Origin of the sequence: Pseudarthrobacter sp. IC2-21 (assembly GCF_034048115.1) — a bacterium.
Taxonomy (GTDB): Bacteria; Actinomycetota; Actinomycetes; order Actinomycetales; family Micrococcaceae; genus Arthrobacter; species Arthrobacter naphthalenicus.
This window is the reverse complement of the sequence record NZ_CP139145.1, coordinates 4,184,284-4,206,454: the sequence shown is the minus strand read 5'-3', so window position 1 is coordinate 4,206,454 and position 22,171 is coordinate 4,184,284. Positions and strand designations below refer to the sequence as shown.

General features: G+C 64.0%; 21 protein-coding genes. 7 read left to right on the top strand and 14 right to left on the bottom strand.

Annotation, left to right across the window (positions count from 1 at the left end; translation table 11 throughout):
- Window positions 1-91: 91 nt before the first annotated feature.
- The 11 genes from SBP01_RS19500 to SBP01_RS19450 all read right to left on the bottom strand — a co-directional run bounded on the left by SBP01_RS19500 (window position 92) and on the right by SBP01_RS19450 (window position 14,471).
- Complete coding sequence (locus SBP01_RS19500) at window positions 92-1,363, bottom strand: glycosyltransferase family 1 protein (RefSeq protein ID WP_320536991.1); 1,272 nt, start codon at window positions 1,361-1,363, stop codon at window positions 92-94.
- Window positions 1,360-2,274 (bottom strand): DUF6492 family protein, encoded by a 915-nt coding sequence (locus SBP01_RS19495; RefSeq protein WP_320536990.1) that lies wholly within the window; start codon window positions 2,272-2,274, stop codon window positions 1,360-1,362. Before SBP01_RS19495 ends, SBP01_RS19500 begins: the two co-directional genes overlap by 4 nt.
- Window positions 2,264-3,241 (bottom strand): glycosyltransferase family A protein, encoded by a 978-nt coding sequence (locus tag SBP01_RS19490; RefSeq protein WP_320536989.1) that lies wholly within the window; start codon window positions 3,239-3,241, stop codon window positions 2,264-2,266. Before SBP01_RS19490 ends, SBP01_RS19495 begins: the two co-directional genes overlap by 11 nt.
- 150 nt (window positions 3,242-3,391) lie before the next feature.
- Window positions 3,392-4,948 carry an oligosaccharide flippase family protein gene (locus SBP01_RS19485; RefSeq protein ID WP_320536988.1) on the bottom strand — a complete coding sequence of 519 codons (1,557 nt, stop codon included), beginning with the start codon at window positions 4,946-4,948 and terminating at the stop codon, window positions 3,392-3,394.
- A 3-nt stretch (window positions 4,949-4,951) separates the two neighbouring features.
- The gene (locus tag SBP01_RS19480; protein ID WP_320536987.1) at window positions 4,952-6,091 is read right to left on the bottom strand and encodes a DegT/DnrJ/EryC1/StrS family aminotransferase; all 1,140 of its coding nucleotides are present in this window, start codon (window positions 6,089-6,091) and stop codon (window positions 4,952-4,954) included.
- On the bottom strand, window positions 6,088-6,747 hold the full coding sequence (locus SBP01_RS19475; protein WP_320536986.1) for a NeuD/PglB/VioB family sugar acetyltransferase: 660 nt from the start codon (window positions 6,745-6,747) through the stop codon (window positions 6,088-6,090). Before SBP01_RS19475 ends, SBP01_RS19480 begins: the two co-directional genes overlap by 4 nt.
- A complete protein-coding gene (locus tag SBP01_RS19470; protein ID WP_320536985.1) occupies window positions 6,744-7,910 on the bottom strand; it encodes a DegT/DnrJ/EryC1/StrS family aminotransferase in 1,167 nt (388 codons plus the stop codon). Before SBP01_RS19470 ends, SBP01_RS19475 begins: the two co-directional genes overlap by 4 nt.
- On the bottom strand, window positions 7,907-8,902 hold the full coding sequence (locus SBP01_RS19465) for an NAD-dependent epimerase/dehydratase family protein (protein ID WP_320536984.1): 996 nt from the start codon (window positions 8,900-8,902) through the stop codon (window positions 7,907-7,909). Before SBP01_RS19465 ends, SBP01_RS19470 begins: the two co-directional genes overlap by 4 nt.
- The gene (locus SBP01_RS19460) at window positions 8,899-10,023 is read right to left on the bottom strand and encodes a Gfo/Idh/MocA family oxidoreductase (RefSeq protein WP_320536983.1); all 1,125 of its coding nucleotides are present in this window, start codon (window positions 10,021-10,023) and stop codon (window positions 8,899-8,901) included. Before SBP01_RS19460 ends, SBP01_RS19465 begins: the two co-directional genes overlap by 4 nt.
- Before the next feature lie 24 nt (window positions 10,024-10,047).
- Window positions 10,048-11,631 (bottom strand): sugar transferase, encoded by a 1,584-nt coding sequence (locus tag SBP01_RS19455; RefSeq protein ID WP_320536982.1) that lies wholly within the window; start codon window positions 11,629-11,631, stop codon window positions 10,048-10,050.
- A 152-nt stretch (window positions 11,632-11,783) separates the two neighbouring features.
- Window positions 11,784-14,471 carry a helix-turn-helix transcriptional regulator gene (locus SBP01_RS19450; RefSeq protein WP_320536981.1) on the bottom strand — a complete coding sequence of 896 codons (2,688 nt, stop codon included), beginning with the start codon at window positions 14,469-14,471 and terminating at the stop codon, window positions 11,784-11,786.
- A 442-nt stretch (window positions 14,472-14,913) separates the two neighbouring features.
- Here SBP01_RS19450 and rpsF point away from each other — a divergent pair, with 442 nt between their 5' ends.
- The 4 genes from rpsF to rplI all read left to right on the top strand — a co-directional run bounded on the left by rpsF (window position 14,914) and on the right by rplI (window position 16,719).
- Window positions 14,914-15,219: a 30S ribosomal protein S6 gene (gene rpsF, locus SBP01_RS19445; RefSeq protein ID WP_078107099.1), complete on the top strand. Its 306-nt coding sequence runs from the start codon at window positions 14,914-14,916 to the stop codon at window positions 15,217-15,219.
- A gap of 73 nt (window positions 15,220-15,292) precedes the next feature.
- Entirely contained in the window at window positions 15,293-15,883 is a 591-nt protein-coding gene (locus SBP01_RS19440) for a single-stranded DNA-binding protein (RefSeq protein ID WP_320536980.1), read from the top strand.
- A 126-nt stretch (window positions 15,884-16,009) separates the two neighbouring features.
- The gene (gene rpsR / locus SBP01_RS19435; RefSeq protein ID WP_003800144.1) at window positions 16,010-16,249 is read left to right on the top strand and encodes a 30S ribosomal protein S18; all 240 of its coding nucleotides are present in this window, start codon (window positions 16,010-16,012) and stop codon (window positions 16,247-16,249) included.
- A gap of 17 nt (window positions 16,250-16,266) precedes the next feature.
- Window positions 16,267-16,719, top strand: coding sequence for a 50S ribosomal protein L9 (gene rplI / locus SBP01_RS19430; protein ID WP_320536978.1), 453 nt, complete (start codon window positions 16,267-16,269; stop codon window positions 16,717-16,719).
- Between the two features lie 81 nt (window positions 16,720-16,800).
- Here rplI and SBP01_RS19425 read toward each other — a convergent pair whose 3' ends face one another.
- A complete protein-coding gene (locus SBP01_RS19425) occupies window positions 16,801-17,223 on the bottom strand; it encodes a DUF1801 domain-containing protein (RefSeq protein WP_320536977.1) in 423 nt (140 codons plus the stop codon).
- A gap of 65 nt (window positions 17,224-17,288) precedes the next feature.
- On the opposite strand from SBP01_RS19425, the gene SBP01_RS19420 reads away from it, so the two are divergent.
- Together SBP01_RS19420 and SBP01_RS19415 are read left to right on the top strand one after the other, a co-directional pair.
- Window positions 17,289-18,149 (top strand): PhzF family phenazine biosynthesis protein, encoded by an 861-nt coding sequence (locus SBP01_RS19420; RefSeq protein WP_320536976.1) that lies wholly within the window; start codon window positions 17,289-17,291, stop codon window positions 18,147-18,149.
- Between the two features lie 89 nt (window positions 18,150-18,238).
- Window positions 18,239-18,865, top strand: a complete 627-nt coding sequence (locus SBP01_RS19415) for a CE1759 family FMN reductase (protein ID WP_320538391.1) — start codon at window positions 18,239-18,241, stop codon at window positions 18,863-18,865.
- Window positions 18,866-19,051: 186 nt separating this feature from the next.
- On the opposite strand, the gene SBP01_RS19410 is transcribed toward SBP01_RS19415, so the two are convergent.
- Window positions 19,052-19,624: a hypothetical protein gene (locus tag SBP01_RS19410; RefSeq protein WP_320536975.1), complete on the bottom strand. Its 573-nt coding sequence runs from the start codon at window positions 19,622-19,624 to the stop codon at window positions 19,052-19,054.
- 2 nt (window positions 19,625-19,626) lie between these two features.
- Complete coding sequence (locus SBP01_RS19405) at window positions 19,627-20,091, bottom strand: hypothetical protein (RefSeq protein ID WP_320536974.1); 465 nt, start codon at window positions 20,089-20,091, stop codon at window positions 19,627-19,629.
- 674 nt (window positions 20,092-20,765) lie between these two features.
- On the opposite strand from SBP01_RS19405, the gene dnaB reads away from it, so the two are divergent.
- Window positions 20,766-22,148: a replicative DNA helicase gene (dnaB, locus tag SBP01_RS19400; protein WP_255769369.1), complete on the top strand. Its 1,383-nt coding sequence runs from the start codon at window positions 20,766-20,768 to the stop codon at window positions 22,146-22,148.
- Window positions 22,149-22,171 lie beyond the last annotated feature (23 nt).

Genomic DNA, 22,171 nt, shown 5'->3' with positions numbered 1-22,171 from the left:
CGGATAATGAAGGGAACCCCTGTGCTGACCTGGCTGGCGTCGGGTGAGCCGGAATGGCGTCCGCGAACTGACTGGCACGTGGCGTCCGTGCTCATTGTTGTGCCTCCAAAACGCGGTCTTCCGGCGGGCTGGCGGCCCGATTGGCGCAGACGGACTCGATAGTGTCGGTTACCAGCGCGGCCGTGGCAGTCCATCCACGGGCGCCCCGCGCACCCAGCAGGCTGGCGCGTCCTTCGATATCCGGTGCTGTAACGGCAGCCGACAAGGCCCGGGCAATCGCATCAGGGGTTGGTTTCGCCCAAATCACGTGTGGGGACGAAAGCACGGCACGGGAAAACTCGTGATCATTCACGACCGGGACGTTTCCCGCTGCCATCACCTCCTCTGGGATAAGGCTGATGTTGGTGAATGACAGCACCAAACTGGCGATCGTCCTGTTGTAGAGGACGTTGAGGTCGGTTGACGTTACGGAGCCGTGGTTGGTGATCGGAATCGACCAGTTGGAGACCCTGTCGCCCACTACGTGAATCTCGTGCTCCGGGTGTTGTTTGTGGAACTTTTCGAGCGCGAGCCGGGCGAGCAAGTATCCCCGGCGGTCAACCATGCGTTTGGCGTAGAAAACCACTCCTGAACGGGGCGCATCCTCCGAATTCCGGGGCAGCAGGGTGTATTGGACATCGTCACAACCAAAAGGCACGACGACATCGGGGTCAATTTTGATCTCCGCCCGAAGCCTGGCAGCAATCATGTTGCCTAGGGCAATGTTGGTGAAGCCGAACCGATAGGTGTCCTCCGCGAAGGCGTAAAGTGCCCCTCGTGGGTAGAAATATGGCTCGAAGTCCTGGATAAAGTAGAACCTGTTGGCAGTGGCAGGCGCGCGGGAGGCCACCACATGAGCGGCGCCCCATGAACTGGACACGATGGCGTCCATTCCGGCCATGCCGCTGGTAGCACTGCAGATAGTTGCCTTTAGGTTCTTCCAATGTTGTCGAATGACGGCTTCGTGCCGGCTCACATCGTCGGAGTTCTTGTCGTAGAGAAACAACGTACAGTTGTGACCTCGTTGTTCGGCCTCTTCCACCATCCGAAACAAGGTGGTGTGCCCGCCAGAACCGGCTGATGGTGGCGCACAAACCCACCCGATCTGTAATTTCCTACTTGATGTTGAACTCGGCGTCAGTTGGGACAAGGTACTCGAATCCGCCAAATCCTCGGGACGTACCGGCAATTCAGCGGCAGCGAGGTCCACGTACCCGTTGATTTTTCCCACCAATCGCCGGGCGACTGCCGTGGTGACGCCCGACGGGCCACGAGTGATTATTGTCCGCCAAAGGGCGCCGGCGCGGTTCCCGATCATCGTCATGGGGCACCTCCGACTTTGTCCTTGGGTCCTGCGCCGGACAAAGTGTCAGCGAATTCCTGCAAGGCCGTGGCCCGGACATGGTAGGGAATCCCGGATTTTGCTGAAATCATCACGGACTGAACTCCATGGGCCCTCATAAGCAGTTCGCTGATCTCTTTGAGTCCTAGCGGCATTTCTGCCGAGTAGGCAACACTGTTCATCGATGATGCCGTTGCCTGCGGCCCGCCAAGGACGCCGTCAACATAGGCGCCGTAAAGCATCATTTCGGAGAAGTGGAGTTGCGAAGTCAATGCGGTCTGCCAGGGGACCTGTTGGGTGCTCTCCACCCGACGGAGCAGGGACCTTACTATTCCCGGGTCCCATACGCACGGCCAGCAGATGTAGTCAGTGAGGTCTTCAGGCCCCGGCTGTTCCAAACCCAGCAGAGCGTGAGAAGTCTCTAGCCATTGCCGGTGACGGGGAAGGCCAGAATGAACGGCGCCGGGTTTTCGATACATCGCAAGCTTTCCGTCTTGCTGGAATGAAGACAAGTCAGTGGGAGCCACCAGAACCATGTCCGAATCCATGAGCAGTACAGCGTCCGCCTCCAAATTCGCTGCGGCGGCGAGCTTGACCAGCTGCTGCGTGATCCAGCCTCGCACGGGAAGCCAAGGCTGCCGCGTATTAACCCACATATTCACGTGCGGCAGTCTGCGGATGGTGGGGGGAAGGAACTCCCTGTCGTCGTGGATGATCGTCCGGTCATTGGCGAGCATGCGAAATACCGGAAGGTCCTGCCGGGGCACGATGATGTGGTGTCGGACGTCGGGCGGAGTCCACCGGAGGACAGAGCGATTCAGGTCACGGCAGAGTTCGCTATCCGGAGCATAGCTGGGAGTGATCACGGCGAAGTCGTGCATTTCAGATTCCATATCTCCTCCACAGATGCCACCGGAGGCGAGGTCCTAAACTACGTTGGATGGACCCCCGCCGAGCCGCCCAAGTGGTGCTCAAATTAGGGCCGACGGCGAACCCAGCACTGCTTTGGTAGTCCATGTAGGCAGGCGACCAGGCAACCGCCGGATGGAGCCTGAGGGCAAAGGAGACGGCTCTATCGATTTCGGCAGTTGAAACTGCATCGATCCGGCACGATGCCGCCGACCACTCAAGTGCTTCCTCCGCCATCCGACGGTTGGCGACAGCCCTCAATTGATTTATCCGCGCTTCATCGAGCGCACTTCCAGCAAAGAAAGAGTCGTAGGCCTTGACGCGCTCTTCTATATCGGCCAGCACCGTGCCGTAGCTGACCGCCATCATGCTGCTGGAGTGGACGCGGTGGTAAGCCTGATCCACCCCGTTCACCCTTCCCACTCCTGCCACATCCGCGATGCGAAGCCACATTTCCAAGTCTCCGGAATGAGGGAGCCCAGGATCGTAGTAGCCCACCTGGTGCTGGACAGAGGTACGGACTACGGCTTCAGGACTACTGATAATATTCAGCCCCCGCCGGCATTGGGCAGCGATCCAGCTTTCTCCTGGCCACACCGACCAGTTCCTAAGCCGGCCTTGCTCGGGTGCGGGTTCCCTCTCGAACGCCTGAGGATGGCCGTAAACCAGGCCAACGTAAGGGAATGCGTCCATCAGGGATGTTGCGCGGGCCAGCGCACCCGGTGCCAGCAAATCATCAGCCGAGAGCAGTACCACATAGTCTGAATCGACCGCTCGCAGGCCTTCGTTGTATGTGGCGATATGGCCGCGGTTGGTGGCATGCAGAGTGACCTGGACGCGCGGTTCACGTTCAGCGATCGCTTGCGCCACCAACTCACTGCCATCTGTCGAGGCATCATCGAGGATGTGGACGCGAACGGACACGCCTTCCTGCGATACGAGACTGTCCACGCAGGCCTCCAGGTAGCGACCATAGTTGTAGCACGGGACCACCACCAGGACTTCCGGGGTGCGATCGCCTTTGCCTTGCCGGATCCGCCTAAACACGGCCTTGGACTTTCTCTGTCAGCGGATTAGTCGTGGGAAGTGGGAGGATGGCGCTCATGTTGAACTCCTTTTGCCATTGCCCGTTCGTGACTCTGGCTTTTCTTGCCCCTTGTAGCCGCGGGGAAGAAGCCGGGCGGGAAGCAGCGCACCAATGCTGCGGCGGTTGAGGAACATGTACAAGCAAAGGCCAATGACACCGCCAACCGCGATCTTTTGGAAGGGCTCCGATAGACCTAAAGTGGCCGCCCAGGCGATCAGCCCAGTCAACGTCGACGCCAGGGCCGGAGGGGCCAGAGTAGCTAGGAGGGCTGAGACCGTCACACCCGTCAACCGTCGTAAGGCGATGATGTAAACCGGTGAGGTGACCGTGACTATAACCAGTAGGTGGGCGACAGCAGCACCCTCGATCCCGCCCAAGTTGATCCCTGCTGGTAGTCCGGGCAGGAGGACTGTAAGGGCACAGATCTGGACCGTTAGGAGGACCGCAGTGCGCCCAGCCGCGATGATGACGTTCGCAAGAAATAGGCCTATTACAGATGCTGCGCCATACACGGCGAGGATGGACAATGCAGGAGCCGCTGCCCGCCACGACGCACCGTATACGGTTTCCACAATAGGCAACGAGAAGGCGCACAGGAATGCCGCCAATGGAAACGCAACAAGCGCAACGGTCCGCAGACCAACCTTGACGGCCTCAGCCACATCGCCGCCGTCGCGACGAACGGTGGAGATGGCTGGAAGGACCAGCCCGTTCAACATTGAGCCGATGACAGCCGTGGGCCACATAGCGACGCTGAACGCAAGGAAATAGACGCCGAGCTCAGTCGCGCCCAGCATCCTGCCGATGAAGAGGTAGTCGGCGTTAAGCAGCACTTGGCTGAGGAGGTTTGCTCCGGCCAGGGGCAGTCCAAAAACGATCAGCGGCTTGAGTATTTTCAGGTCAAGCCGGGGCAATGCAGGGCGCCCCGTTGCCGACAGGATCACTGCCCCCATCACGACCTGACCCACTATCCGGGACCATGCGAAGGACTCCGGCCCGCTGCCCTGCAGGGCGAGCAACACCAAGGTAGCGCTTCCGGGCACGAAGGCGACCGCCGAAGCCCAAAAGATCACATTCTGCCGAAAGTCCCGGAGCAAGAGTGCCCCCGGCACAGCCAATGGGCCAATCAGGGCAACACCCAGTGCCATGATCTTCATCGAGGGGCCCGCCTCAGCGCTGCCCAAGAGGGTCGCGATGTCGTTAGCGAAGATGAATAACGGAACTGCCATCAGCACACTGCTGACGATCGAGACGGCGGCCACGGTAGGCGCAATCCGCTTGAGATCCAGGTCTGACCGTGCAATCGCGGACGCTGTCCCCAGTTCGGCGAGGCTGACGATTACCGTATGGACGGTCACGGCAAGGGTGAAAATTCCCAACTCGTTGGGTGAGACGATTCTGGCTACGACAGCCATGAGGGCGATGTTACCCAGCCGGAGCAGCACGGTGCTGCCCGCCGTCCACACGGCACCTTTCTTCACTGCCGAGCCCAGGGCGGCTGTGGAGGTGGGGGACGCTGAGACCTCTTGGGGGAGTTCTCGGTCTGCCGTCGTGTTGTATTCGCGGGTCATTTGCTAATCGCCAGCTACTGCGAGGGTCAGCGCCGCAACAACCCGTTCCTGCTGTGCCTCCGTGATGTGCGGAAACAGCGGCAGGGAAAGGATGCGGCCCGCGGCAGCTTCGGCCACGGGGAACGAGCCTGCGCGCATTCCCGCGCCGGCGTAGGCGCCACTGCGGTGCACCGGCACCGGATAGTGGACCCCGGCCTGGATACCCGCGGCGTGCAGGGCGGCGAGCACTGCGTCCCGGTCGGGAACCCGAACAACGTACAGATGCCAGGCATCCACATTGCCGGGAGCTTCCCTTGGAAGCTCAACGGACGGCATGTCCGCGAGCAGAAGCCTGTAGCGTTCAGCAGCTGCCCGCCGCTGACGGTTCCACTCCTGCAACCGTGCCAACTTCGCGCGAAGCACCACCGCCTGGACGGCGTCCAGGCGGGAGTTGAACCCCACCACGTCATGCTCGTACTTCCGCAGGCTCCCGTGGGAACTGAGCGTCCGCACGCGGGCTGCCACGCCGTCGTCGTCCGTTACCACTGCACCCGCGTCGCCGGCAGCCCCCAGGTTCTTCCCGGGGTAAAAGCTCGTTCCGGCCGCCAGCCCCAAGGTTCCCGCGGAACGGCCAAACCTGGTGGCCCCCTGCGACTGCGCGGCGTCCTCGACGATCACGGCGCCGCAGGCCGAGGCAATGGGAATGAGCCGCTCCACGAAAGCTGTCTGGCCGAAAAGGTGCACCGGAACAACGGCCCGCGTCCGCGCCGTGACAGCGGCGGCAACGGCCTCCGGGTCAATCAGCAGGTAGTCAGGATCGACGTCAACGGGCACGGGAACGGCGCCGATCCTGCTGGCCGCCTCCGCCGTGGCGATGAAGGTATTTGCGGGCAGGATGACCTCATCGCCGGCCTCAACACCGGCCGCGCGCAGCGCCAGTTCCAGCGCGTCGGTCCCGTTGGCCACGCCCACACAGTGGCGGGCTCCCAGGAACCCGGCGTACGCCGTCTCGAATTCCGCCACGGCCGGGCCGCCGACGAAGGCCGCCTGGCGGAAAATCTCCGCGAGCCCTGCCATGACCTCCGCGTTCACGTCAGCCTGCTGGGCCACCAAATCCACCAAGGGGACTGCGGCGTCCGTCCGGACCGGCATCCCCGCGCTCACTGCCTGCCCCCGATGCAGAAGGCTTCCCGGTCGATGGGGTGACCCGGGACGCCCACCCAGGTCTCGCCGTCGGGCACGTTGCTGAGCACGGCAGCGCCCATCCCCACGGTGGCGTAGGCACCCACCGAGGTCCGTTCGCGGATGCTCGAATTCATCCCCAGGTAAGCGGCCCGGCCAACCCGGACGCCGCCGCCCAAAGACACACCGGCGGCGAAGGTCGCGAAGTCCGCGACGTCGTCGTCGTGCGTGAAGGTCACGGACGGCATCGCCACCACGTGCGCGCCCAGGGTGACCGAGGCTGTCAGCGTGACATTGCGCAGCAGGATGCTGCCCCGGCCGATCCGGCACCCCTCCGGGTACTGCACGGACGGGTCGATCGCCGTGGCGTACCGGGCCTCGTGCAGGCCCATGATGCTGAGCCGGTCCACCACCATTTCCCGCGCCTTGCCGGAGCCCAGGCAGACCAGGATGAACGCGTGCGTGTACTTGTACGCGTCGTCGATGGTTCCCAGCACGGGCGCCCCGTCAACGGTGACCCCCGCCATCTCCTTGTCATCATCAAGCAGGCCCACGACGTCGTATTGGCCGCTGCCGCGGACCATGGCCAACACTTCGCGGGCCAGGCCGCTGGCGGCAATCAGAATCAGCTCACTCACGTGCCCGCTCCTTGTGCGGCAGCCTTGATCGTGTTGATGATCCGGTTCATGCTCACCGTGTCCAACTCGTGGAATACGGGGAGGATCAGTGTCCGGTCCGTCATGCGCTCGGTCTGCCGCAGCCCCGCGTTGCCGTAGTCGCGGCCGCGGTATGCGGGTTGACGGTGGGCGGCCATGATGCCGCGCCTGGCAGAAATCCCGGCATCCGCAAGGCGGGACAGCAGGCCATCACGGCTGGTTCCAAAAGCGGGCAGCACCTCAACCCAGCAGGACTGGAAGTTGGTGGTTCCGTAGGGGGGATCAGACACGAAGCGCAGGCCCCGAACTCCTGCCAGCCCGGCCACGTACGCCGCGGCTATCTCCCGGCGCCGCTCCACGATCTGGGCCAGCCGCCGCAGTTGCACCATCCCGACGGCGGCCTGCAGGTCGGTCATCCGGTAGTTGAAGCCGATCTCGAGATAGACCTCCGGCGGCGCAAGCAAGGAACCGTGCCGGTCAGTCGCGGAGACGCTCATTGAATGCTCGCGCAGCGTCCGGGCACGCGCGGCCCAGTCTGCCCGCTGCGTGGTGAGCATCCCGCCTTCCCCGGTGGTGAGGATCTTGCGCGGATGGAACGACCACACGGTCACGTCCGCGCCCGTGCCCACAGGCCGCCCTTTATATTGGGAGCCCACGGCACAGGCGGCGTCCTCGATCACGGTGATTTCGTGCCGGTCGCAGAGCTCGCGGATGGGGTCCAGGTCCACCGGCACCCCGCCCTGGTCCACGACGATGACGGCCCGCGTGTCCAGCGTCAGGGCGGCGTGGATGGTCTCGGCAGTCACGTTGCCGGTGGCGGGGTCAACGTCGCAGAAGACCGGATTGGCCCCCACATACGTCACAGCGTTGGCAGTGGCAATGAAGGACAGCGACGGCACCACCACGTCATCCCCCGGCCCGATCCCGGCAACCACCAGTGCGAGGTGCAGGGCCGTGGTGCAGCTGGAGGTCGCGACGGCGTGATGGACCTCCTGCGAGGCCGCGAAGGCCCCCTCAAATTCCTTGACCCGGGGCCCCTGGGCCACCCAGCCGGAGGCCACCACTTCCGCCAGTGCCTGCGCTTCCTCGTCACCGAGCCAGGGCTTCATGACGTTGATCCGGGCAACGGCTGCTTCTGCGGTCATCGGACACCAGCTTTCCTGCTCGCGGCAATTTCCTCCCGCAGCGGCTTCCACCAGCTGACGAGTTCGCGAAGTCCTTCTTCGAGTTCCACCTCTGCTTTGAAGCCCAGGTCCTGCCGGGCAGCCGTGGTGTCCGCAAGCCGGCGCACCACGCTGTTCACCGGCCGGTCCGGGCCGTGCTCCACCGTCAGGTCCGAATCCATGACGCGCAGCAGGGCCTGCGCCATTTCCAGCAGGCTGGTCTCGGTTCCGCTGGCCACGTTGTAGATGCCCTGGCTGACGCTGCTCGCGGCGGCCAACACGTTGGCCCGGGCCACATCCGCGGTGAACACGAAGTCCATGGTCTGCAGGCCATTGCCGAATATCAGCGGCGGTTTGCCGTCCATGATCCGTTCCATCCACCGGACCAGGACTTCGGTGTAGAGGCCGTGGACATCCATCCTGGGCCCGTAGACGTTGAAGTAACGCAGCATCACGTACTCCAGCCCCGCCATGGCGTGGAAGCTCCGGGCCATACCTTCGTTGAACGACTTCGCGGCGCCGTAAAAGGTGTCGTTATTGGCATGGTGGTGGCGTTCAGTGGTGGGAAATTCCTCCGCCATGCCGTAGACCGAGGCGCTGGAAGCCGCGATGAGCTTGTCCACCCGGTGTTCCGCGGCCGCTTCGAGGATGTTGAAGGTCCCGTCCACCATGACTTCAAGGGCCAGCCGCGGTTCCTCGGCGCACTGCGTGATCCGGATGGCCGCCTGATGAAAAACCAGGTCCTTGCCCGTGGTGAGATCGTGAACCAGGTCGCGGTTGCCGATGTCTCCGTGGATGAGTTCAACCCGGCCGCTTTCCAGTGCCTGCTCGAGATTGCCGAGCCGGCCGCGGACAAGATTGTCCAGCACATCAATGCGGTTCACCCCGGCGTCCAGGAGCGCATCCACCAGTGTCGAACCGATGGTTCCTGCGCCGCCGGTCACCAGGACGCGGGCCCCCTGAAGCTCGCTCACAGCGCACGCCCCAGCTGAGCGCCCGCGGCGGCCAGCTCATACCCTGCCACCGGGGCGGCCTGGCCGTCCATGCTGAGGCTGTGCGTCACGGCCTCCAACACGGAGAGGACCCGCAGGCCGGATGCCCCGCCGGTGCGGGCTTCCCGCTTGGTGCGGATGCACGAGGCCAGCTCTTCGACGACCTGGCCCAAGGCCTCCCGTTCGGGAAGCGCCGGGGACCAGGTGTCGCCGAGCCGGTAGGAGATTGCGGACGCCTTTCTTTCTCCGGCCGATTTGGCCTGCCGGTCCAGGCTGACGCCGCGATCGTAAACGCTGAGCCGCTGTTGCGGGTTCAGGTCGTCCCACACCAGGGTCCGCAACGATCCGCCAATCACCATCTGCCGGATTTTGGTTGGACTCAGCCAGTTCACGTTGACGTGGGCAGTGGCGTCGTTGGGCAGCTTGAAATTCAGGTGGCCCACGCAGTCGCGCCCGGTACCCAACGGGTCCGCGCCGAACGCGGAAACTTCCGCAGGGTTCAGGCCGCCGGGGAGCACAAAGTCCAGGATGGCGAGGTCATGCGGGGCAAGGTCCCAAAACACATCCACATCGGGCTGGACGAGTCCAAGGTTGATCCTGATGGAGTCAACGAACAGGATTTCGCCCAGGGAACCTTCCTGCACCAGTTCCTGCATCTTCAGCACCGCGGGCGTGTAGCAGTACGTGTGGTCCGCCATTAGCACCAGGCCGTTCGCCTCGGCCTCGGCCACCATCTCCAGCCCGTGTGCCCGGCTGTCTGCGAGCGGTTTTTCCACCAGCACATGCTTGCCGGCCCGCAGGGCCGTCATCACCGTCCCGTAATGGGTGCGGGCCGGCGTGGCAATCGCGACGGCGTCCACGTCGAGGGTGTCCAGGAGTTCATCCAGGGACTCGACGACGGGAATGTCACCCAGGGATGCGGCCAGCTTCGCTGCCCGCTCGATGTCCAGATCGCAGATGGCCACCAGGTCCCAGTCGGGGCTGGACTGCAGGTTACGGGCGAGGTTCGGTCCCCAGTAGCCGGCTCCGACGACGGCGATCTTCAGTTTCGGCGTGGGCTGCCGGTGGGTGGGGACGTGGAACGGATTGGCGAACGTTCTCATGTCACTTCCTTTCCAGGGGAGTTGTTAGTAGGCCCCGGAGGGCTTGATGACGGCGCGGAAGGTGCGCCAGAGAATCAGCAGGTCCCCGGCAATGGACCAGTTTTCGACGTAGTAGAGATCCAGCCGCACGGCCTCGTCCCAGGCCAGGTCCGAGCGGCCGTTGATCTGCCAGAGGCCGGTGATTCCCGGCTTAATGAGCAGGCGCCGGTGCGTGTGGCGTTCATAGCCGTTGACTTCCCGGTCCAGTGGCGGCCGCGGTCCCACCATGCTCATGTCGCCGAGGACAACGTTCCAAAGCTGGGGGAGCTCATCGAGTGAGTACTTGCGCATCCAGCGGCCGCAGCGCGTCACCCGGGGATCGTCACGCAGCTTGAACAGCACGCCGGCACCCTCGTTGCGCTGGTCCAGCGCGGCCAGGCGTGCCTCGGCGTCCACCACCATGGACCGGAATTTGAACATCCCGAACGGGTGGCCGTCCTTGCCCACCCGGTCCTGACGGAAAAGTACCGGCCCGGGGCTGTCCAACCGGACAATGACGGCCAGCACCAGAAGCAGTGGCGACAGCGCCAGGAGGGCACCGAGCGCCATCACCACATCCACGACCCGTTTCAGCACATGCTTCGCACCTGAGTACTGGGGGATGTCCACATGCATCAGGGGCAGGCCTTCCACCGGCCGCCAATGGATGCGGGGACCCGCAACATTTGTCAGCGTGGCCGCCAGGACCATCTCCGCCGCACATTCCTCAAGTTTCCAGCCGAGCTCACGGATAAATTTGTTACCCCCCGGCAGGGGCCCTGCCACGATGACCGAGTCCGCATCGGACAGACGCACTGTGCGGGCGATGTCATCCGTGGAGGAGAGGATGGGAATTTGGTGTCCGTCCACGCGCAGTTTCCCGCCGCGCCGTGCTCCGGGCAGGCAGACTCCCAAAATTTCGTAGACCGGACCTGATTTTTTGGCCACCTGCTGCACCACGTACCGCACGTCCTCCGGTTCGCCGACGACGACGGCCCGTGAGAGGTGGCGGCCGCGGCCCTTTTCCCTGGTCAGCCGGCGCCGGAAGGCCCAGCGGTTCCCGGTCAGGGCTATCAGCCCAAGCGGCAGGGACACGGTGATGAAGGCGGTCCCGCCGTGCACGGAAAAGACGATGCCGGCGATGGCCATGAGCCCGAAGATCCGCAGCGTCGCCGAGGCAACCCGCTTGAACTCATCAGCTCCGACGCCCAGGACCTTTGAATCCCGCGTCCGGTAGATTTCCAGCGCCAGCAGCCAGAGCAGCGCCACCGTCACGGCCGTGAGGAGGCCGCCTCTGGCGCTTTCCACCCCTGGCACGAACCCCACGCTGGACAGGAGATCGCCGACCCATACGGCGCCTGCCACCACAACAGCATCGGTGGCCCGGAGCAGGGTGATGTGGTTGTGGATCCAGGCCGCCCCCGCTTTGCGGCCGGGCGTTGCCGGGACGGCAATTGGCGGCAGCAGAAACCGGGTTCCTGCGGCTTCTGCTGCCGCCAACCGCGCTGTTGCGTTCCGCTGTGCAGCAACGGAGGCAACGGGCCAGTCAAAACCTGCCCGCCGGGTCGGGGCTACTGGAACTTCCACCATGATGAACCCCTTCCCGGAGTGTGCGTGTTTGCTCTGGCCGTGCTGCAAAATTAGCCCTGAACTGGCGCGTATTTCCGGGAAAAGCCGGGGCGATGTGGGTGCTGGAAGGGAACACTGCGGAAACTGCGGGTACCTGCACAGGGGCAGAAAACCTAGACCACGGGAAGGATGTAGGGTTCCCGGGAGGCGGCTTCCTTGGCGGCTGCAAGGGCGGTCAGCTGGGCACGGGATTCCACGCCGAGTTTGCGGTAGATGGCCGTGAGGCGCACTTCCACGGTCCGGATGGAAACGAAGAGTGTGGCAGCGATTTCCTTGTTGCGCATGCCGCGGGCCACCATCTGGGCGAGGGCGCGTTCGTGGTCGGCGAGCATCAGCAAGGCCGGGTTGCCAGGCGACCGGGCCGGCTCCACCCGTTCGTCAAGAAGGAGCGAATCAACATGCTGCGTCCAGGCGTCGGCCCCCGCTTCATCAAACATCACTTTTGCACGCAGCAGTCCCTCCCTGGCATGCCGCTGCCTGCCCAGGGCGCCCAGCCGCTCCGCAAAGCACAGCAAGGTGCGGGCGCGTTCCAGGGGTGAATCGTGGCCGTTCCTGCTCTCGAGTGCCTGGTTGAACAGCTGTAGTGACTGCTCACCGTCGGCCAGCATCGCGCGGCTGCGGGCAACGGCCGTCAGCAGCCACGGGGACCTCAGCCCAACCGCGCGGCTCTCAAGCCGGTAGAGGGCCTGGGTGGCTTCGCGGTGCCGCCCCAGCCGGATCAGGACCTCCACAAGATCGGCCTCGCAGCGGAGCAGTGTGGGATTGGCGAACCGCGAACCGATCTCCGCGGCCCGGGACAGCTGGGCGCAGGCCTCTGCCAGGTTGCCGCGCATCAGTGCGAAGTGACCCTGGCAGGCAGCCAGCTGCGCTGTGATGGCCGGATGGGTGTCTGCGCCGGCGAAACGGTGGGCATCGGCAACGTAAAGCTGTGCCAGTGCCTCATCGCCAAGTGAATGCGCCCGCCACACCCGGAAAACGTGCCGCATCCCGCGGTGGTATTTGGTCTCCGGCTCAGTGAGCTCGAGGTCCTCGATCAGCCGGATGGCCATGCGGACGTTCCCCGCCCGGATTTCGTTGTCCACGGCGAGGTACGCCGCCGTCTCGCGCCAGTTGATGTTGCTGGCCCCGACGGAACTGTGCACCATCGTGAAAGCTTCCCGGGCAAGTTCATGGTGTTCCGCGTAGGTCAGGGCACGGGCCTGCACCAACAGGCTGGCCACGGTGCCGCCGACGTCGTGTTTGCGTTCATGACGCTCGGTGTTCCCCCGGATAGCCTCGATCAGGAGTTTGGCGCGCTCGGCTACAGCCAGGCAGTCGGTGCTGGCGGCCTCGCGGAACTCGTCGGCCTCGTGGAGCAGGCTGACGGCGTCGTCCAGCTCCCACCGTTCGGCGTAATGGAGTGAACTGACGGACAACAGGGTGGCCGCATAGGCCGGATCGTGCTGGCCGAACTCCTTGACCAGGCGCAGCACCATGCTTGATCGCACCGCGGCCCCCTGAATGAACTGAATTCCAAAGGCCAGCCCGGTGAGCCGGAGGATCAGGGCCGGGTTGCGGGTCACCCGCCGGGCCCAGTCCAGGTATCGCTGGGCGTAGACGAATTCTCCCCGGTTAAAGAGCAACTCGGCCACGGTGGTGAGCCGCGCCGCCGTCTCCGCTTCCCAGGGATTGATGGTGAGCGCACGTTCGATGTACTCCACGGCGAAGGTAACTTCGCCGGCGCGAATCAGGTCCACGGCGTACCGCAGGAGGCCGAAAGGGGTCTGGCGTTCCAGCGCGCTGAAGCTCAGATGCCACCGCCGGGCGTAGGGGTCGGACTCACCTGCGGCCTCCGCTAATGCCCTGTGGGCGGCGGTGCGTACCGACGGCGTCATGGCGGCGAAAACATAGCCACGCAGGAGCTGGTCCTGAATGCGCAGGTGCGGACCGGAGCGGATCACCATGCCGTTTGCCAGGAGCTCATCCATGCCGGTCCAGAGCTCGCCGTGCACCTTTTCCAGGGTGGCGATGTCGCTGCGGCAGGACAGTGACATCAGGTCGAGGGCTTGCCGGGCGGCGGGAGTGAGGGCGCCCGCCATCGCGGCGAACTCCGATTCGAAGCTTCCTTTGCAGGGCAGCGGAATGGGAAGTGCGTACTTCCCTTCGGCGTGGCGTTCCAGAAGGCACGTGTAAAGCTCGACGGCGGCGAGCGGATTTCCCTGGGTGGCTGCGGCAACCGCGTGAAGCGCCGTCGTCGCCGTCTGCCGCGCGGGAATCGATTCCAGCATCCGGACAGTGTCGTTGTAGTTCAGGGCCTTCAGATGCAGGGCCGGGAGGCTGCCGAACGGGCTGTCGGGCAGCTCTTCACGGATGCTGGCGATCAGCGCTATGTCCGTTCCGGCCAGGCGGCGGGCAAGGAAGCCAATAACGGCCTGGCTGCCGGGGTCCAACTGGTCCGCATCGTCGATAACCACGATGGTTCGTGACGAGGAGCGCTGATGCAGCCCATTAAGGAGCAACGTCGCCACCGTGGCAACGTCCATGGTGCCGGCCGAATTCCGCAGCAGCTCATCGGCGAACCGCCCCAGGATCGGATCATCGATTCCGTTCAGGAGCGCTGTGAGGCCGGAGAGGGGCCAATCGGATTCTGATGCGCTTGCCCGCAGGAAAACAGTCCGATGTTCGGAAAGCCGCGGGATCTCGGACAACAGCGCCGACTTGCCCGTTCCCCTCCGCCCCACCACCATGAGGGCTGATTCCTTCGGGCCCCGGATCACCGCGAGGATCCGGTCCAGCTCCTTGTTCCGGCCAATTAACGACATGAAGTCCCCGTTCATTAAAGAAGGAGACCTGCAGCCTGCTGCACTTCACTGCGACAAAACCCGCCCAGCCGGCTGCCTGACTGATGGGGCCAACAACACGGTTACCCAGCCGATGGATGTCAATGTAGCCCGGCGTTTAGGGGTGCACCACAGTACTTGTTGACGCAACGGACTGAGTACCGCTACCTAGGAGTACTCAGTCGCCCGTGCGTCGTCCGTGGCGGAGTTTTCCACATACCCGGACTGCGGCTTCCGCACCGCCGTCCTGGCATTTAGCCTTGAGTCAAGCGCGAATCGCCTATCCGGTCCAAATGCACTAAGATAGTGAAGTCTGTGCTGCGCCCTGCCTCCGTTCCGTTGGCCGGGCTGGCATGGCATCGCAAATGAACCTCCTGTTACGGAAATGCCGTAACCGCTTAGCCCAAAGGAGGTGGGTTCACATATGCGTCCTTACGAATTGATGGTAATCATCGACCCCGAGGTCGAAGAGCGTACCGTTGAGCCGTCGCTTCAGAAGTTCCTGAACGTCATCACGACCGATGGTGGAACCATCGAGAAGGTTGACATCTGGGGCCGTCGCCGGCTGGCTTACGAAATCAAGAAGAAGTCTGAAGGTATCTACGCAGTGGTGAACTTCACCGCCAAGCCGGAAACCGCCAAGGAACTTGACCGCCAGCTGTCTCTTAACGAGACCATCATGCGCACCAAGATCACCCGCCCCGAAGAGCAGAAGGTTGTTGCTGAGTAATTTCAGCTCCGATCTTCATTCTTCACCCCACAGGATCGAACTCTTCATCCAAGATCGAACAAGGAGGCAGTAGATGGCAGGCGAGACCACCATTACGGTCATCGGTAATCTCACCAATGACCCGGAATTGCGGTTCACACCGTCAGGTTCGGCAGTAGCGAACTTCACCATCGCTTCCACCCCACGCACCTTTGACCGCCAGTCCAATGAGTGGAAGGACGGGGAAACCCTGTTCCTCCGCGCTGCGGTGTGGCGTGAAGCAGCCGAAAACGTCGCCGAATCCCTGACCAAGGGCATGCGCGTGATCGTTTCCGGCCGCTTGAAGAGCCGTTCCTATGAAACAAAAGAAGGCGAAAAGCGCACCGTCATTGAGCTCGAAGTCGATGAAATCGGCCCGAGCCTGCGCTATGCCAACGCCAAGGTCAACCGCACCCAGCGCTCCGGCGGTGGAGGTGCCGGAAACGGCGCCCAGGGTGGCTTCGGCGGCGGCAACAGCGGCGGCGGCTTCGGAGGAGGCAACTCTGGTGGAAACCAGGGCGGCAACTCCGGCGGAAACTGGGGCGGCGGCAACCAGCAGGCTGCACAGGAAGATCCTTGGGCAACGCCCGGAGTCTCCAATGCAGGCGGCTGGGGCAACGGCCCCGATTCCGAACCTCCCTTCTAAACCAAACTCCAGGCCCGACGCCGGGGGACCGCCCGGGTGCCGCAACGCACCAGGTGACTGCCGCCGTCGGACCACCACCATCCCGTGGATCAACATCCACGGGCTCCAAAGAATAGGAGCTCCACGATGGCTAAGGCTGAACTCCGTAAGCCCAAACCAAAGTCCAACCCCTTGAAGGCCGCTGACATCACTGTCATCGACTACAAGGACGTAGCATTGCTGCGCAAGTTCATCTCCGACCGCGGAAAGATCCGCGCCCGTCGCGTCACTGGCGTCACGGTGCAGGAACAGCGCAAGATCGCCCAGGCAATCAAGAACGCCCGCGAAGTTGCTCTGCTGCCCTACTCCGGCGCTGGCCGCGGCTAAGGAAGGGACTGACTAACATGGCAAAGCTCATTCTGACCCACGAAGTAACCGGTCTCGGTGCCGCTGGCGACGTTGTCGAGGTCAAGGACGGTTACGCACGTAACTACCTGCTGCCCCGCAACTTCGCCCTGACCTGGTCGAAGGGTGGCGAGAAGCAGGTTGAGTCCATCAAGGCTGCCCGCGCCGCCCGCGAGCACGCTTCCCTGGAAGATGCTCAGAAGCAGGCCGCTGCACTCTCCTCCAAGCCGGTCAAGCTCGTTGTCAAGGCTGGCGAGACCGGACGCCTGTTCGGCACCGTCAAGCAGGCCGACGTAGCCGACGCTGTTGAGGCCGCTGGCCTTGGCAAGATCGACAAGCGCAAGGTTGAACTGCCGGCACACATCAAGTCGGTTGGTTCCTACCAGGCCAACGTCCGTCTCCACGAGGACGTTGCCGCTGTGATCGAACTCGACGTAGTGGCGGGCAAGTAGCCTTTCCGGCGACCCGTTCCTGAACTGCACGTAAACCCCCGTCACCGCACTCCGGTGGCGGGGGTTTCCTGTGTGCCCGCCTCAGGGGCTGTGGAGGACCGTGGTGGCGTGCCGGTAGCCTGCGCGGATCAGTTCGGCCAGCACAGCCTCATCGATATCGTCGAGCTTGTTCACGTACAGGCAGCCCGCGCCCGTCCTATGCTTTCCCAGCCGGGCCAGCAGTGCCGCAGCCTCGGGCGCGGAAGTCAGCCCGTACAGCGAGAGGCTCGCCTTCCTGGGGGAGAAGCCCACCGCCGCGGCGTCGCCCTCCCGGCCGGTCGCGTACTTGTAGTGGTACTGTCCGAATCCCACGATGGTGGGCCCCCACATCTCGGGCTCCTCGCCAGTGATTGCCTGCATGAGTCCCAGCAGCAGCAGACCGTCCCGGTGCCGGACAGGATGCTCCACTGCGGCGAGGAACCCCTCCACCGACGCGTGGGTTGGCCGGGTCTTGTTCTCAGTCATGAGGGAAGTCTGGCAGAGCGGGCCCACCTGTCAGCGCCGCCGCTCCGGGGTGATAGCCTGCGGCGGTGAGCCAAAATCCTTCCCCAGCGCCCCGCCGTCGTCCATTCACCCAGTTGGATGTGTTTACGGACGAACCGTACCGGGGCAATCCGTTGGCGGTGGTTGTTGAAGCCGCGGACCTCACTGCCGGGCAGATGCAGCAATTCGCCAACTGGACGAACCTTTCAGAGACCACGTTCCTGCTGCCGCCCGCACATCCGGCTGCCGACTACCGGGTCCGCATCTTCACTGCCCACGAGGAGTTTCCTTTCGCGGGCCATCCCACGCTGGGTTCGGCGCAGGCGTGGCTGGATGCCGGTGGCATCCCGAAGCAGGACGGCGTGATCGTCCAGGAGTGCGGGGCGGGCCTGGTGCGCGTCAGGCGCGACGGCGGACGGCTGGCGTTCGCCGCACCGCCATTGACGCGCTCAGGGGCGGTGGACGAGGCGGACATGGCACGGATCGCCGACGGACTCCGCCTGCCCCGCCAGGCACTGCTGGACGGCTCCTGGCTGGTCAACGGTCCGGACTGGATAGGCGTGCTTCTGGCCTCCGCCGGGCAGGTGCTGGGCATCAAACCGGACTTCGCAGCTTTGGGGGACCTGAAGGTCGGCGTGATCGGGCCCCATGCGCCGGAGGCGGAGGCGGACTTCGAGGTCCGCACGTTCATTCCCGGTGACGCAGCGGTGGAGGATCCGGTGACGGGGAGCTTCAACGCCGGCGCCGCCCAGTGGCTGATCGGCACTGGCCGCGCACCGTCGTCGTACGTGGCCGCGCAGGGTACGGCGCTGGGCCGGACTGGACGGATCCACGTGGAGGCCGTGGACGGCGACATCTGGGTGGGCGGCACATCCGTTGCGCGCATCAGTGGAACAGTACTGATCTAGCCCGGCGGAATAAAAGCGAGAAGCCTCAGGTTACCCAGATACATGCAAACACATGTAGCATTGTTTGTACCGAACCTGAGGAGTCCATGGTGGAAACCCGCCGCATTACCGTTCTGTCCGCCGGCCTGGGTGTGCCGTCCTCCAGCAGACTGCTTGCCGATCAGCTCGCCGCTGCCGCAGAGCACGAGCTCAAGGACGCCGGCTATCAGGTGAAGGTGGACGTGGTTGAGCTTCGCGATCTCGCGGTGGACATTGCCAACAACTTCGTTACCGGGTACGCGGCCCCACGCCTTGCCGATGTCATCGCCGGCGTGGAAGCCTCGGACGGCATCATCGCAGTGAGCCCCGTCTTCAGCGCGTCCTTCAGCGGCCTGTTCAAATCCTTCATCGACGTCCTGGACCCCAAGTCCCTGGAGGGCAAGGCCGCCCTGCTGGGTGCCACCGGCGGCACAGACCGCCACCAGATGGTCCTGGAGTACGCCATGCGGCCGCTGTTCAGCTACCTCCGCACCCGCCAGACCGCCACGGCCGTATTTGCCGGACCCCAGGACTGGGGAAACACCGACGACGGCGGCTCGCCGCTCTCGGACCGGGTGCAGCGGGCAGCATCAGAGTTCGCCGCGCTCCTGAAGGGTGCGCAGCCGGGCCGGAAACCGGCTGTGGCCGAGTCCCTGCCGTTTGAGCAGCTCCTGGCGGGCATTTCCGCCGGGCGGTAGCACCTGTTCCGCCTCGTCCGGCATGAGGGCAGCCAATCGGGGCAACGCGGCGCGGCACCGCCCCGCCGGCAACCCGCGGGGCAAAGGGGCGCGGCACCGCCCCGCCGGCAACTCGCGGGGCAACGGGTCGCCGGCGACGTCGCGCCCAATAATGCGGGCGGGTCCGGGGAATTGCGGCTCCTCCGTCTAATCGTCGAGGAGGGCGATGAACTCGCGGGCCTGCTTCATTGAGATATCGGAGTGTTTGGTGAGCGCCGTTGCCGCGCCCTCGATGTCCCCGCTTCGCGCCAGCGTCCGGATCCGTCCGTAGATTTCGTCGTTGAGCATGTTGCTGCTGACCTCGCGCGTGACGTCGCCCTTGCTGGCGATGGCCCGGTAGCGGTAAGGGAAGCGCTGGGGTGTGTCGTCGTCGGCCTCAAGGTCTTCCTCGGCCTGCGCTTGCGGGCCGCGGTAAGGCTGGGGGTGGGCGGCCAGCGCTCCTACGGCGTCCCGCGAAGCCCTCAGGCCGTCCCCTGTGGCCTCGTAGTAGAACTTGATGGCCGCCATGGCCTGACCCTGTGCGATGAGGGCATACAGCGTCCGGTGCTGTTCCTCGTTCAGCTTGGCGGCGGCCACGCGGGCCAGTTCGGACGCATCCGGAGCGGGTGCTGTGGCGGCTTCCCTGGCGGCTGCCTGGCGCCTGCCGATTGCGCGGGCTGCCAAGGCGACGCCGCCGGCCACAACCGCGAGGATAATAACGGGGATCACGAGCGATTCCATTTCTAAAGCCGATCTACGTACTTCTTGGCGGTGGCCAGGTCGGTGTGGGTTGTTTGGCGCAGAAGCTTGATGGCCTGGAGCTTGTGCCCGTCACGGGCCATCGTCTGGAGCTGCATAACAAGCTGCGGATCGAACAGGCCACCGGGGAGCAAATGGCCGTGCGCTCCGGTGCCGGCTCCGGTACCGGACCCGGTGCGGGCCTGCAGTGCGGCACGGGCGTGGTCCGCCTGCTGCGACTGCTGCTGTTCGTTCTGGCTTGGTCGGGTATTCGCTTCCAGCCGGGCGCGTACGGCGGTAGCCAGCCGCACCTGTTCCGCATAGTGGGCGGCGGAGCGCCTGGCGAGGTCCTGCTGGTACTTTTCGGCTTCCGAGATTCCGGTATCGCGCGGCCTGAGGGCCGTTGTGAGCGTCCACAGGACTGCCACCAGGATTCCGGCCGGCAGTAACACCATCAGTATGTCGCCCATGCTTAGAGCTTATGCCAGATGGCCGTTATCCACAGCACATTCCTGAAGCTCCATACAGCGCCTGCGCCCCAAGGTCAAAACCTGAGCCTTGTGTAATTTTCCTCACCGGTGCGGGCTGGCGTCGAGCTCCGATACCACCCAAATAGGCCGTGATTTCCACCGGCCGGCACCTCAGGCTGTGGATTAGCCTTTCCCCAAAGAATTTTTTCGTCCACATCCACCCGGAAGTGTTTCCTCAGGTCAGAGGCGTATAAGGCTGCAAAGTTTTTTTGTTTCCACAGGTTCATGCACAGACTGTGCACAAGCTATGCCCTGTAGTGCACAGGTTATCCACAGGCTGCGGGGACGGTGGGCTTGGAGGCTGGGTCGCTGGCGGCTACCGTTGCGGGATACCTGTTGTTGGGGAGTGAAAAGAACGCGCCGCCAGCCGGTGGCACCGCTGCCAAGGGGTTCCTTTCCCGGGCCGGCACCTTCTGTGGATAACCTGTGGATTGTGGGGATAACTTCTGCGCGCCCGCGGGCTGACTCGCCGGTGGAGCGGCGCGGTCCACGTTTGTCAGTGGCCGCTGATACACCTGAAGGTACGCCATGCTGTTGAGGTTTAACAGCCCGGCTCCGCAGGACAAGATGACTTACGTGCCGCCTGCTGCGGCACACAATGGAGGACGGCAGCTTTGTCAGTAACGCACCTGGATTCAATCGAGGGTACCCGAGGGTCGGAGACGAGCCGGAAGCCTCCCCAGGACATACCGGCAGAACAGTCCGTGCTGGGCGGCATGATGCTCTCCAAGGACGCCATTGCTGACGTTGTGGAGATCCTCCGCGGCCAGGACTTCTACCGGCCCGCGCACGAGACCATTTATGAAGCGATCATTGACCTCTACGGCCGGGGTGAGCCTGCCGACGCCGTGACGGTTTCGGACGAACTGACCAAGCGTGCCGAGATTAACAGGATCGGCGGCCCGGCCTACCTGCACGAACTCATTCAGACCGTACCCACGGCCGCCAACGCCGGATACTACGCCGAGATTGTGGCCGAACGCGCCGTCCTGCGCCGGTTGGTCAACGCCGGCACCAAGATTGTCCAGCTGGGTTACGGCTCCGACGGCGAGGTGGAGGACCTGGTCAACCAGGCCCAGGCCGAGGTCTACGCCGTCGCCGAGCGACGCACCGCCGAGGACTATGTTGTCCTCAAGGACGTCATGGAATCCACGGTTGACGAGATCGAGGCCTCCGGGCACCGGGGCGAAGGAATGACGGGGGTGCCCACCGGCTTTTACGAGCTGGACGAGCTCACCCACGGCCTGCACCCTGGCCAGATGATCGTCATTGCCGCCCGCCCCGCCGTGGGTAAGTCCACGTTCGCCCTGGACTTCGCCCGGTCCGCAGCCATCAAAAACAACCTGGCAACGGTCATGTTCTCGCTCGAAATGGGCCGGAATGAGATCGCCATGCGTCTCCTGTCCGCCGAGGCCACCATCGGCCTCCAGGACCTCCGCAAGGGCACCATCAAGGACGAGCAGTGGTCCAAGATCGCCACCACCATGGGCCGGATGAACGACGCCCCGCTCTTCATTGACGACAGTCCCAACATGTCCCTGATGGAAATCAGGGCAAAATGCCGGCGGCTCAAGCAGCAGCACGACCTCAAGCTGGTCATCCTTGACTACCTGCAGCTCATGAGCTCGGGCAAGAAAGTTGAGTCGCGCCAGCAGGAAGTCTCGGAATTCTCCCGTGCCCTCAAGCTCTTGGCCAAGGAACTGCAGGTGCCCGTTATCGCCCTGTCGCAGCTCAACCGTGGCTCCGAACAGCGCCAGGACAAGCGGCCCATGGTCTCGGACCTCCGCGAATCGGGCTCCATTGAGCAGGACGCGGACATGGTGATCCTCCTGCACCGCGAAGACGTCTATGACAAGGAGTCGCCGCGGGCCGGCGAGGCTGACATCCTGATCGCCAAGCATCGTAACGGTCCCACCAAGGACATCGTGGTGGCCTTCCAGGGCCACTACTCGCGCTTTGCCAACATGGCCGCCGACGCCGGAGGCGGGGGCTTCTAGGGTCCGGTCACCGGACCGGGCAG

Bases quoted from the DNA above. Each gene is read 5' to 3' on its own strand.
- SBP01_RS19410 (WP_320536975.1), bottom strand. From the start codon at position 19,624: ATGGAATCGCTCGTGATCCCCGTTATTATCCTCGCGGTTGTGGCCGGC.
- SBP01_RS19455 (WP_320536982.1), bottom strand. From the start codon at position 11,631: ATGGTGGAAGTTCCAGTAGCCCCGACCCGGCGGGCAGGTTTTGACTGG.
- SBP01_RS19470 (WP_320536985.1), bottom strand. From the start codon at position 7,910: ATGACCGCAGAAGCAGCCGTTGCCCGGATCAACGTCATGAAGCCCTGG.
- SBP01_RS19460 (WP_320536983.1), bottom strand. From the start codon at position 10,023: ATGAGAACGTTCGCCAATCCGTTCCACGTCCCCACCCACCGGCAGCCC.
- rplI (WP_320536978.1), top strand. From the start codon at position 16,267: ATGGCAAAGCTCATTCTGACCCACGAAGTAACCGGTCTCGGTGCCGCT.
- SBP01_RS19485 (WP_320536988.1), bottom strand. From the start codon at position 4,948: ATGACCCGCGAATACAACACGACGGCAGACCGAGAACTCCCCCAAGAG.
- SBP01_RS19500 (WP_320536991.1), bottom strand. From the start codon at position 1,363: ATGACGATGATCGGGAACCGCGCCGGCGCCCTTTGGCGGACAATAATC.
- SBP01_RS19440 (WP_320536980.1), top strand. From the start codon at position 15,293: ATGGCAGGCGAGACCACCATTACGGTCATCGGTAATCTCACCAATGAC.
- rpsR (WP_003800144.1), top strand. From the start codon at position 16,010: ATGGCTAAGGCTGAACTCCGTAAGCCCAAACCAAAGTCCAACCCCTTG.
- SBP01_RS19495 (WP_320536990.1), bottom strand. From the start codon at position 2,274: ATGGAATCTGAAATGCACGACTTCGCCGTGATCACTCCCAGCTATGCT.
- SBP01_RS19450 (WP_320536981.1), bottom strand. From the start codon at position 14,471: ATGTCGTTAATTGGCCGGAACAAGGAGCTGGACCGGATCCTCGCGGTG.
- SBP01_RS19425 (WP_320536977.1), bottom strand. From the start codon at position 17,223: ATGACTGAGAACAAGACCCGGCCAACCCACGCGTCGGTGGAGGGGTTC.
- SBP01_RS19405 (WP_320536974.1), bottom strand. From the start codon at position 20,091: ATGGGCGACATACTGATGGTGTTACTGCCGGCCGGAATCCTGGTGGCA.
- rpsF (WP_078107099.1), top strand. From the start codon at position 14,914: ATGCGTCCTTACGAATTGATGGTAATCATCGACCCCGAGGTCGAAGAG.